Raw genomic sequence first — 11134 nt, forward strand, 5'->3', positions numbered from 1 at the left:
CGGAACTCGTAGACGTCGGCAGGATGCCGCGCGGCCCAGTGCACGAGCTCGTACGTGAGCTCGTCGTGGTTCTGCATCGCGTGGACGAGACCGGCCGGGTCGACGCCCGCCGCGATCGCCGTGCGAAGGGTCAGCCGAAGGAACTCGGTGTCCCCGGTCGCGAGCGCGTGATGGTACGCGGGACGGTTGATGAAGTCGTACGAAAGGTCCGCGCCGACCCGTCCGGTGTCCCGGATGTCTTCCACGCTGAGGTTCAGCTCCTGAAAGGTGAACCCTCCCACCTTGCGCACCATGCTCGCGATGAGATGGTTGGCCGCTTCGGAGAGCGGATGCCCCTCGGACCAGCCCGGCTGTCCCTCCACGCTCTTCTCGACGCCGAGGAACCCGTTGGCATCCAGCCGCAACCCGCTCGAGCCCAGATCGCCCAGCGAATGCAGCGCATCCCCGATGACCAGGCGCATGCCGGAGAACGTCGGGTCGAGCCAGTTGATCGAGGGCTGACCCATCTTGAAGTAGTGAAGGTACACCCAGCGCCTGGTGCGTCCGTCGACGCCGACGGTGGGCGCCGTCGCACTCCAGTTCGTCTCCTTGACGCCGGGCGAGTAGAAGATGACGCGCTGTAGCTGGCCAATGATGTATCCCTCATCCGCCAAGCGAGCCTCGGTCTCGGCGTCGAGGTTCACGGCGTCGCGGCCCTCGGGAACGTCGGGCAGGAGCGGCCAGTCCTCCTCGGGGATCTCCACCATGTGGTAGATGCCGGGGTAGTCCTTGTACGCCATCTCGGCAAGCCGGAAGTCGGCGCCCTTGCCCGTGTGGCCTGGAACGATGTCGTCGATCACGCTGCCGCCGTGCCGGTCGGCCACGTCCGAGAGCTGCCGGAACTCGTCCTCATGGCCGAAGATCGGGTCGATCTGCGTGCTGATGCGGTCGAAGTGCCCGTCGATGCTGGCCGTCTGCACCCAGCCCGTGATGCCGCCTGCCTGCTTGACGGGTCCGGTGTGCACGGCGTTGATGCCGATCGCCTCGAAGGCGCGCCACAGCTCCTCCCCGGCCAAGGCACCGAGGTAGGACTGACCGGGACGGGTGATCAGCGAGATCGGGTACGCGGTGAACCACACGGAGGCGGAACGGATGGCGCGCCTCGCGTCGGGCCTCGCGTACGGGTTCCGCCACATGCTGGGCTGTCCGGAGAGGCCCCGGGAGAGGATGTCCGCATCGCCCAGCATCGACTGCCGCTTCAGCCACTCCACGTACGACGGGTTCGACGCATCGGCGGATCGCGGGTCCGAGAACGATCTGCGGATGTTGCTGGCGCGCAGTTGCGCCCGCGGGCGCAGCCGCTGCGGCCTCGCCGGGTAGCGCTCCTCGTCGTAACTGATCTCCGCCGACTCGCTCGCGGCATCCGCGTGGCGTGCCAGCTCCTCGGCCTCCTCCGCGCTCAGCTCGGGCACCGCGTTCTGCGCAGTCGTGCGCTCGCCGACAGCGCGCTCGGCGGTCGTCGCATCCTCAGGCACCGTCATACCGGAAACCTCGCTCCCGTCTTCTCTTCGATTGTCTTCCGCTCGGACCCATCGGTCACGACGAGCGAGTGCGCTTCGAGGCGGATGCCGTCGGTCTCCACGCGATGCGTGCCGAACGACAGCAGCACCGAGGCGTCCTCCAGTCCCGGCACCACCACGGGCTCGGTGGAGAAGTTCACCCCGATCGCCGTGTCGGATCGGCGCAGCACCAGCCATCCGGCATCCGCATCCACGTCGACCTCGATCGTGGCGAAGCGCGGGTCCGTCAGCCCCGGCCTGGCCCGACGCAGTCGCGTGAGCTCGCGGTAGAACGCGAGGAGAGTGGCGTGTCTGCCGCCGCCGAGCTCGGTCCAGTCGAGCGTGGAGCGCCGGAACGTCTCCGGGTCCTGCGGATCGGGAACGGATGCCTCGTCCCAGCCCATACGGGCGAATTCCGCTTTCCTGCCCTCCGCTGTGGCCCTTGCGAGTTCCGGTTCAGGGTGCGAGGTGAAGAACTGCCAGGGGGTGGATGCCGCCCACTCCTCCCCCATGAACAGCATCGGGGTGAACGGTCCGAGCAGGGTCAGAGCCGCGGCGATCGCCAGCTGGCCGTCATCCAGTGTTGCGGTCAGCCGGTCACCCGCAGCACGGTTTCCGATCTGGTCGTGATCCTGACTGAAGACGACGAGGCGTGCGGGCGGCATGGTGAGGGTGTCGATGGGCCGGCCGTGGTGGCGCTCGCGGAACGACGAGTAGCTGCCGTCATGGAAGAACCCGCACGTCAGCACTTTCGCCAGGGCGCCCAGGCCCTCGAAGTCGGCGTAGTAGCCGGTGGTCTCCCCGGTCAGCGCGACGTGGAGCGCGTGGTGGAAGTCGTCGCTCCACTGGGCGTCGAGGCCGTCGCCGTGCGCCTCGCGGGACGTGATCAGCCGCGGATCGTTGAGGTCGGACTCCGCGATGAGCACGAGCGGGCGGCCGACGTGCGGCGACAGCGCGTCGACCTCGATGGCGAGCTCCTCGAGGATGTTCGTGGCTCTCGTGTCCACGAGCGCGTGCACGGCATCCAGCCGCAGCCCGTCGACGTGGTAGTCCCGCAACCACATGAGCGCGTTGTCGATGATGTACCTGCGCACCTCGTCGGATTCGGGACCGTCGAGGTTCAGCGCGCTGCCCCAGGTGTTGGCCTTGTCACCGCGCAGGTAGGGCCCGAACTTCGGCAGGTAATTGCCGCTCGGGCCGAGGTGGTTGTAGACGACATCCTGGATGACTCCGATGCCCGCCAGATGGCACGCGTCCACGAATCGTTGGTACGCAGGTGGTCCGCCGTACGGCTCGTGCACGGCGTACCAGAGCACGCCGTCGTATCCCCAGTTGTACGTGCCGTTGAACGCGTTGACCGGCAGCAGCTCCACGAAGTCGACGCCCAGCTCGCGCAGGTGGTCCACCTTGCCGGCGGCGGCATCCAGTGTGCCCTCCGGCGTGAACGTGCCGATGTGCAGCTCGTAGATCACCGAGCCGGCCAGCGGACGAGCTCGCCAGCCGGTGTCCGCCCAGTCGAAGCGCGACGTGTCGAACGACTGGGAGAGGGCGTGCACCCCACCCGGCTGTCGACGAGACCTGGGGTCCGGGTACGGCCCTTCCCCGTCGACCACGAATCCGTAGTCCTGGGCGCTCTTCGTCCCGAGGTCGCTCTTCGGAGTCCACCAGCCGTCACGTCCCCGGTCACGTTCGAGCGGATGCCGCTCATCGCCGATCACGAGCTCGACGCTCGTGGCGTGCGGGGCCCATACGTCGAACGTCACGAGGCCTCCCCGTCCGTCTCGGCCGGCGCCGTCAGCAACGCCACGGGATACGTGTCGAGCAGGTCCGACAGGGGGATGCTCCCGCCTGCGAATCGGCGCCCGGTCAGCACGTCGACCAGCTCGCGCCCAGCGGGCTCGATCGTCGTGTCGTGCCATCCGCCCGCGGATTCGAGACCGTATGGCAGTCGGGTCGCGACGGCGATCGCGCCGCCCCTGTCGAACGCGACCGCATGCTCCCGCATGCTGCCGAAGACCTCGACCGGCAGGTAGCGGACGAACCGCTCCGGATGCGCCCGGCGGAGCCGCAGCGTGCGCGACACCACGAGCAGCTTCGCCGCGCCTTCTTCGTCGACGGGTGGCAGCCATCCGTCGTCCAGGCGCTGGAGCAGCTCGGAGCGAAGCGCGAAGTCGACGGGTCGGCGGTTGTCCGGGTCGACCAGCGACTGCTCCCAGAGCTCGCTGCCCTGGTACACATCGGGAATCCCGGGGGCCGCGAGCTGCAGCAGCTTGGCGCTGAGCCCGTTCGAGAAGCCGGCCGGCGCGATCGCGGCGACGGTCTGCTCGACCACAGCGGCCAGCTCGGGGTCGTCGAAGACCTTGTCGATCGCGGCGTGCATCCGGTCTTCGAACGCCGTGTTCGGGTCGATCCAGTTCGTCGAGTCGCCGGCCTCGCGCGCGGCCTTCTCCGCGTAGGCGTGCAGCCGCTCCCTCGAGGCCGGCCAGGCTCCGACCACCGCCTGCCAGATCAGGTTCTCGAGGGCGGGATCGCCGAAGCCGGCCCTTCGTCGCAGCGTTCCGAGCGCGTCCGTCCAGAGCTGCGGGCGCTCGGCCAGCGCGGTGATGCGTGCCCGGACATCCTCTCCGCGTTTCGTGTCGTGCGTGGAGAGCGTCGTGAGCGAGTGCGGAAGCGCCGCCTGCCTTCTCGCCTGCCGCTCGTGGAACGTCGCGACGTCGATCGCGAACTCACTCGGATCGGCGCCGACCTCGTTCAGGGAGGTCAGGGTCGTGAAGCGGTAGAACGCGGAGTCCTCGACGCCCTTCGCCATCACCATGCCGGAGGTCTGCTGGAAGCGGATGGCCGCCGGATGCTCAGGGTCGGCGAGCGCGTCGGCCACCCGCGCGATCGTGTCGGCAAGGTCCGGGCGATGGGCGGCGGCCTCGGCGGCGGCCGCACGCAGGTGGCACTCGCCGAGCGGCAGGTACGAACGGTAGACCGGCATGGCGGCGAGCAGCTCGATGAGCGCGTCGGCGACCTGCTCGTCGCCCGTGTCGCTCCGCAGCTCCCGCGCCAGCCGGTTGACCTCGGAACGCAGGATGCCGTCGGCGACGGCGCGCTTGCTCCTGTACACCATGTCGTGCCAGCGCTGCGTCTCTGCGACCTGCAGGTTTCGACACGCCGCCTGCTGCGGCTGCTCAACCGACGGTGCGAGACCAGCCTGACCGCGGGCATCCACCAGTACTCGGTCGAAGTCCTTCAGCGCGTCGTAGCCGGTCGTGCCCATCGTGGCCCAGTTGCCGGGCAGCTGCTCGTCGCCTTCGAGGATCTTCTCCACCCAGACCGGCGCTCCGCCGGTCAGCTCGGCGAGGTCGTCAAGGTAGCCGCGCGGGTCGGCGAGCCCGTCCGGATGGTCCACCCGCAGCCCGTCTGCGAGACCTTCCCGGAACCAGCGCGCGATCTCCACGTGGGAGTCGGCGAAAACCTCGGGATCCTCCACCCGGATGGCGGCGAGGGAGTTGACGGCGAAGAAACGCCGGTAGTTCAGCTCGTCATCCGCTCGCCGCCAGTTGACCAGCTCGTAGTGCTGCCGATCGTGCACGTCGCGAGCAGAATCCTCGGGCGCCGGGGTTCCCTCGGCGATCGGATAGCGGTTGTCGTAGTACGCGAGGGTGTCGCCTTCGATGCGCAGCCGATCCAGCTCGTCGTCGCCGTCACCCAGGACCGGGATGCGGATCCTGCCGGCCGCCGCATCCCAGTCGACATCGAACGCTTCGGCGAACCGTGACTCACGGCCGTGCCGCAGCAGGTCCCACCACCACGAGTTGAGTCGCGGTGTGGCGACGCCCATGTGATTCGGCACGATGTCGACGAGGATGCCCATGCCGGCCGCGCGCGCCGTCCGCGAGAAGCGAGCGAACGCCTTCGCACCGCCGCGGTCTGGGTCGATGAGCGAGTGGTCGATCACGTCGTAGCCGTGCATCGAGCCGGGTTCGGCGCGCAGCAGCGGGGAGAGATAGACCCATCCAACGCCGAGACGGGCCAGGTATTCGCACAGCTCCACGGCGTCGTCGAGCGTGAACTCCGGGGTGATCTGCAGCCGGTAGGTCGAGCCGGGCAGCGGTCGCGTCATGCGTTCACCGTCGAGCGCAGCAGCGCGAAGGTGCGGCCACCGAGGATCAACGAGGCGCCGAGGCCGCCCTCCTCATGCCCCGGGTCGCTGGAGATGACGAGCCGCCACGTCTTGCCGCGGGCGTCGGGCAGCGTGAACTCCACGCCGTTGTCGGACGAGTTCAGAAGCAGCGCGAACGTGTCGTCGCCTTCCTGAGCGAGCACGAACGTGACGGCGCGAACATCCGGATTCTCCCAGTCCTCCGGCTCGACCTTCTCCCCGTCGGATCGGCGCATCACCACGGTGTTCTTCGACCCGGTGCTCGGCGCCTGCCGGAACCACGCGGGCCGCAGCGTATGGTTCTCGCTGCGCAGCCGGAGCAACTCCGTGGTGAAGGCAAGCATGTCGTCATCCACGTGTTCCCAGTCGAACCACGACGTCTCGTTGTCTTGGCAGTACGCGTTGTTGTTGCCGTTCTGGGTTCTGCCCATCTCGTCGCCGCCGAGCAGCATGGGCACTCCGGCGGAGAGCAGCAGCGTCGCCATGAAGTTCTTCTGCTGTTTGCGACGCCGGGCGAGCACCTCCGGATCGTCGGTCGGGCCCTCCACTCCGCAGTTCATCGACCTGTTGTCGTCTTCGCCGTCGTTGCCTCCTTCGCCGTTGGCCTCGTTGTGCTTGTGGTCGTACGAGGTGAGGTCGACGAGCGTGAAGCCGTCGTGCGCGGTGACGAAGTTCACGCTCGACAGCGGGGAGCGTCGGGATGCCTCGTACACGTCGGGGCTGCCGAGAACGCGCTGCGAGAGGGTGCCGAGCACGTCGTCGCCGCTGTTCCAGAAGCTGCGCACGTCGTCGCGGAACCTGCCGTTCCACTCCGACCACCTGGCCGGGAACCCGCCGAGCTGGTAACCGTGCGTGTCCCAGGGCTCGGCGATCATCTTCACGGTCGCCAGGATGGGGTCCTGCTCGACGAGCGTGAGGAACGCGCTGTGCAGCTCGGCCGATCCGTCTTGCCTGGTCAGCGTGGTCGCGAGGTCGAAGCGGAAGCCGTCGACGTGCATCTCGGTCACCCAGTAGCGCAGGGAGTCCATGATGAGCCGCAGCGCTGCCGGATGCCCGACGTTCAGACTGTTCCCGGTGCCGGTGGTGTCGAAGTAGGAGCTCTCGTCGCCCTCCACCAGCCGGTAGTAGGCGGCGTTGTCGATCCCCTTGAACGACAGAGTGGGCCCGAGCTGGTTGCCCTCGGCCGTGTGGTTGTAGACGACGTCGAGTATCACCTCGAGGCCCGCCGCGTGCAGTGCCTTGACCATCCACTTGAACTCGTCGACCTGCGGTCCGCCGTCGCCCGCAGAGGAGTACGCGCCGTGGGGAGCGAAGAAACCGATCGAGTTGTAGCCCCAGTAGTTGCTGAGGCCTTTCTCGAGCAGGTGGTTGTCCTGTACGTACTGATGCACCGGGAGCAGCTCGACGGCGGTGACGCCGAGCCTCGTCAGATGTTCGATGGCACTCGGATGCCCGAGGCCGGCATACGTGCCGCGCAACTCCTCGGGTACATCGGGATGCAGCTTCGTGAATCCCTTCACATGCGTCTCGTAGATCACCGTCTCCGAAAGGGATGTGCGCGGCGACGCGTCGTCCGACCAGTCGAACCGCGGGTCGATGACGACGCAACGCGGAACGGAGGCCGCGTCATCCGTCTCATCCATCTCCGAGGGCTCGTCGAGCTTGTGCCCGAACACGCTCGGCCCCCAGTCGTACCCGCCCTCGATGGCCTTCGCGTAGGGATCCAGCAGCAGCTTGTTCGGGTTGTGCCGGAGGCCGCGGTCGGGGTCCCACTCGCCGTGCACGCGCAGTCCGTAGCGCGTTCCCGGTTCCATTCCCGGAAGGATGCCGTGGAAGACGTGCCCCGTGTGCTCGGGCAGCGGGAATCGGGTCTCCTCGTCGCCGTCGAAGACGCACACTTCGACGAGTTCAGCGGTTTCGGAGTACACAGCGACGTTGGCGCCTCCCGGAACGAGGGAGACGCCAAGCGGGTATGGGCGGGAACGATCGGACGGCACTCGCCCATTGTGCGGCGAGGCCGAGCGGCTGGTCTACGGGTTGTTTCGCTCCCGCGCAACCCCTAGGAGTCGCCGCCGCACCCTGCGCGGTGCAGGGTTATGGTCGGGACATGGGGGCGCATCCTGAACTCGGAGAAGCGGTCTCCGACTGGATCGTCCGACAGCGGTGGTTCGCCGGCAAGGGCGGCGTGCCCCGCCTGCGGCTGCTCGCGTCGCTCGAGTGGTCTGCGGATGACGCGTGCCGGGTCGTCACGCACTTCGTGCTGGACGAGGGTGGTCAGCGGGGCGTGCTCTACCAGGTGCCCATCGTGTATCGCGCCACGGCGCCTGACTCGCTCGCGGCGTCCCACATCGGCTCGACCACGGACCCGAGTGGCAGCCGTGTCCACGCGTATGACGGCCCGCACGATCCCGCCTTCACGGAGTTGCTACTGCGTCTCGTGCTCGACGAAGGTCGCATCGAAGGCGAGCCGGTTTCCGCCCGCGGTGTGCGTGTGCATCGGCGCGACGGGGCCCCGGACGAACATCGGATGTCGCGGATGCTCGACTCGCGTGTTCTCGCCGGCGAGCAGTCCAACACATCGATCGTGTACCTGGTGGCGGATGACGTCGGCGAGAGGCAGCTCATCTGCAAGGTCTTCCGCTCTCTGCACCATGGCGAGAACCCTGATGTCGTACTCCAGTCGGCGCTCTACGCCGCCGGTTCCGCGTCGGTTCCCGCCGTGGTCGGCAGCGTCGTCGGCGAATGGCCCGATACAGGACGAGCCTCCGGCCGCGCGCAGGGCCACCTTGCGTTCGCTCAAGAGTTCCTCGCAGGGGCGATGGATGCCTGGCAACTCGCGCTCGACGCTGCGGCCTCGGGCACCGACTTCACCGCGAGCGCGCGGCAAATGGGATCGGCGATCGCCGAGGTGCACACAGTGCTTGCCTCGGCGTTCCCGACCAAGGAGCCCAGCCGCGACGACCTCGCCGTGTTCGCCGCACTGTGGCAGGAGCGCCTCGAAGCCGCGATCGGCGAGGTGCCGGAACTCCAGGCGCTGCGTCGCTCGATCGAAGCGACGTACGCGCGGGCTGTAGCTGCCTCATGGCCGCGACTGCAGCGCATCCATGGCGATCTTCACCTCGGTCAGATCCTCGCGGTCCCCGGAGATCGGTGGGCGATCATCGACTTCGAGGGCGAACCGATGCGAACGCTGGAGACCCGTTCGGTGCCGGATGCGCCGCTACGGGATGTCGCAGGAATGATGCGCAGCTTCGACTACGTCGCCGGCGCCAACGAGTCCACACCTGGCGTTCGCGACTGGACGAGCAACTGCCGGAGCGCGTTCCTCGACGGCTACAGCGAGCGATCCGGGCACGACCTGCGACGCGACGCCGCGTTGCTCGATGCGTTCGAGTTGGACAAGGCGCTGTACGAGGCGGTGTATGAGGCGCGCAACCGGCCCACGTGGCTTCCCATCCCGGTTGCCGCGATCCGGCGCCTCGCGTGACCGTTTTGTCGCGTGGCGGTCCCCCTAGGCTTCGAGCATGACTAGTCGCATCGCGGCGATCTCGATGGTTGCCATCAATCCCCAGCGAGTCGCAGAGTTCTGGGGCGCCGTGCTTGGTTGGCCCATTGTGCAGTCGGACGACACTGGAGCCGACATCGGGCCCGCAGATGGCTCTGGTTTCCGGATCGAGATCGGGCGAGTTGCTGAGGAGAAGATAGTCAAGAACCGGATTCATCTCGACCTGCGGGCAGACGGGACGAGTCAAGACGAAGAAGTAGACCGGCTCCTTGGCCTGGGGGCCAAGAGAATCGATGTAGGCCAGCCGGCCGACGCTACCTGGGTCGTTCTCGCGGACCCCGAGGGCAACGAGTTCTGCCTTCTCCTGCGCACCGTGCAAGAGGCTGCCGGACGCGTGTAATCGACAGACGCAAGGGCGGTAGGTGAGTAACGAGATCCGCGAGCGTCGGTATACTCAGAGTATGACTACCACGATCAAGGTGAGCGACGAGCTTCGCGACCGGCTGAAGGCTCAGGCCGCGCGCGACGGCCTCACCTTGGGTGCCCATCTGGCCAGGCTGGCGGATGCGGAAGATCGACGCGAGAGGCTGCAGGCGCTGAAGAGCGCGGTCACCGCCACCTCGGCCGCGGACGTCGCATCGCATGCGGCGGAGTCCGCCGAGTGGGAGCGCACTGAGCTGACCGACGCGACCTCGTGACGGATATCGAGCTCGCCCCGGGAATTGTTGCCTGGGCATCCCTCGAGCCCGTTCGCGGCCGGGAACAGGGCGGTCATCGCCCGGTCCTGATCGTCGCGTCAACTGGATACCTCGACGCCGTCACGACCCTCGCCATCACGCTGCCCATCACCACGACGGACCGTGGCTGGCCGAACCACATCCGCGTCGACGGGCCGAGCGGCCTCGACCGCCCCTCCTGGATCATGACCGAACAACCCCGCACACTCTCCCGCGACCGGATCACGGGCATCGCCGGCCAGCTCTCGCCCGAGTGCCTCGCCCAGGTGCGCATCTGGCTCGCCGACTTCCTCGACCTCTGAAAACATCGGCACCGAACACTCGAAGGCGTGCCTCCCACGATGGCTGGCCCGTCACGACTGAAACGAGAACGAAATCCGCGGAATACGCGGCTTTTGAGTGCTTTTCGATCATCGCGACCACGTCCCGCTGCAGCCCCCGGTCGCGATCGACTCGATCAGCTCGATGTCGACGCCACCCGCACTCACGGACTATTCCGCCTTCGCCGGATGCGCGCGGTGGCGATGCCTTGCGTCGCCACCTTCGGCGGGAGCGGGACTTGTCCCTACGGCTCCCCCACACACCGCTTCGCGGTGCGCGGGGCCCCTCGCCGTGGGGGCCCACCCGCACGAGCGGCTTCGCGCCCGCGTACGGTACGAATGAGGAGAGCCCCGCTTTCGGCGGGGCTCTCCTCATTCGTAGCGGGAGCGGGACTTGAACCCGCGACACCACGATTATGAGCCGTGTGCTCTAACCACCTGAGCTATCCCGCCGCAGACTCCGTGCCGACTGGAACAGCCGCTGCACCGAGCTGGAGCCCCGAGTCAGGATTGAACTGACGACCCCTTCCTTACCATGGAAGTGCTCTACCACTGAGCTATCGGGGCGCACCGAAAGACGTGAGGTCCGAATCGGCAACCGTACGAGAATACCATCATCCAGCAGCCCGATCGGCCACGTGACGCTCCGTGGTAGCGGCGTCGATCACCCGGTGCAACGCACCACGAAGAGCCTCGAGTTCGGACAGTTCCATGCCGAGCCGCTCCACGATCTGCGGCGGAACATCCAACGCTTTCTCGCGCAGCCGGCGGCCCTTGTCGGTGAGAGTGACACGGAGCATCCGTTCGTCGTTCGGGTCGCGCTCGCGCCTGACGAGACCGGATGCCTCCAGCCGCTTCAGCAGCGGAGACAGCGTCGCCGGCTC

General features: G+C 67.7%; 9 protein-coding genes and 2 tRNA genes. 4 read left to right on the plus strand and 7 right to left on the minus strand.

The features are described 5' to 3' along the window. The 4 genes from ACTHNC_RS06945 to glgX all read right to left on the minus strand — a co-directional run. Positions 1–1520, minus strand: a 1520-nt coding sequence (locus ACTHNC_RS06945; RefSeq protein WP_440293868.1) for an alpha-amylase family glycosyl hydrolase, incomplete at its 3' end; no start/stop codon positions are given. Continuing rightward, positions 1517–3301, minus strand: a complete 1785-nt coding sequence (gene treZ / locus ACTHNC_RS06950; RefSeq protein WP_440293869.1) for a malto-oligosyltrehalose trehalohydrolase — start codon at positions 3299–3301, stop codon at positions 1517–1519. The genes ACTHNC_RS06945 and treZ, both read right to left, overlap by 4 nt. Next, entirely contained in the window at positions 3298–5649 is a 2352-nt protein-coding gene (gene treY / locus ACTHNC_RS06955) for a malto-oligosyltrehalose synthase (protein ID WP_440293870.1), read from the minus strand. The genes treZ and treY overlap by 4 nt, the downstream gene beginning before the upstream one ends. Next, positions 5646–7685, minus strand: coding sequence for a glycogen debranching protein GlgX (gene glgX / locus ACTHNC_RS06960; protein WP_440293871.1), 2040 nt, complete (start codon positions 7683–7685; stop codon positions 5646–5648). Before glgX ends, treY begins: the two co-directional genes overlap by 4 nt. A gap of 110 nt (positions 7686–7795) precedes the next feature. Here glgX and ACTHNC_RS06965 point away from each other — a divergent pair, with 110 nt between their 5' ends. The 4 genes from ACTHNC_RS06965 (at position 7796) to ACTHNC_RS06980 (ending at position 10232) form a co-directional block, all read left to right on the plus strand. Continuing rightward, on the plus strand, positions 7796–9175 hold the full coding sequence (locus ACTHNC_RS06965; protein ID WP_440293872.1) for a maltokinase N-terminal cap-like domain-containing protein: 1380 nt from the start codon (positions 7796–7798) through the stop codon (positions 9173–9175). Between the two features lie 37 nt (positions 9176–9212). After that, positions 9213–9593, plus strand: coding sequence for a VOC family protein (locus ACTHNC_RS06970; RefSeq protein WP_440293873.1), 381 nt, complete (start codon positions 9213–9215; stop codon positions 9591–9593). A 61-nt stretch (positions 9594–9654) separates the two neighbouring features. Continuing rightward, on the plus strand, positions 9655–9891 hold the full coding sequence (locus ACTHNC_RS06975; protein ID WP_440293874.1) for a ribbon-helix-helix protein: 237 nt from the start codon (positions 9655–9657) through the stop codon (positions 9889–9891). After that, positions 9888–10232 (plus strand): type II toxin-antitoxin system PemK/MazF family toxin, encoded by a 345-nt coding sequence (locus ACTHNC_RS06980; protein WP_440293875.1) that lies wholly within the window; start codon positions 9888–9890, stop codon positions 10230–10232. Before ACTHNC_RS06975 ends, ACTHNC_RS06980 begins: the two co-directional genes overlap by 4 nt. 397 nt (positions 10233–10629) lie before the next feature. Here the strand turns inward: ACTHNC_RS06980 and ACTHNC_RS06985 are convergent. From ACTHNC_RS06985 to ACTHNC_RS06995, 3 genes are all read right to left on the minus strand, one after another. Then, positions 10630–10703, minus strand: a tRNA-Met gene (locus ACTHNC_RS06985). A gap of 39 nt (positions 10704–10742) precedes the next feature. Further along, positions 10743–10817, minus strand: a tRNA-Thr gene (locus ACTHNC_RS06990). 47 nt (positions 10818–10864) lie between these two features. Further along, a partial coding sequence (locus tag ACTHNC_RS06995; protein WP_440293876.1) for a MarR family winged helix-turn-helix transcriptional regulator occupies positions 10865–11134 on the minus strand: 270 nt, incomplete at its 5' end.

The sequence above is a fragment of the Humibacter sp. genome (assembly GCF_051954055.1).
In the GTDB taxonomy this organism is placed as follows: Bacteria; Actinomycetota; Actinomycetes; order Actinomycetales; family Microbacteriaceae; genus Humibacter.

Excerpts from the sequence above, each read along its gene's own strand:
- treY (WP_440293870.1), bottom strand. The coding sequence starts at position 5,649 with ATGACGCGACCGCTGCCCGGCTCGACCTACCGGCTGCAGATCACCCCG.
- ACTHNC_RS06965 (WP_440293872.1), top strand. The coding sequence starts at position 7,796 with ATGGGGGCGCATCCTGAACTCGGAGAAGCGGTCTCCGACTGGATCGTC.
- ACTHNC_RS06970 (WP_440293873.1), top strand. The coding sequence starts at position 9,213 with ATGACTAGTCGCATCGCGGCGATCTCGATGGTTGCCATCAATCCCCAG.
- ACTHNC_RS06975 (WP_440293874.1), top strand. The coding sequence starts at position 9,655 with ATGACTACCACGATCAAGGTGAGCGACGAGCTTCGCGACCGGCTGAAG.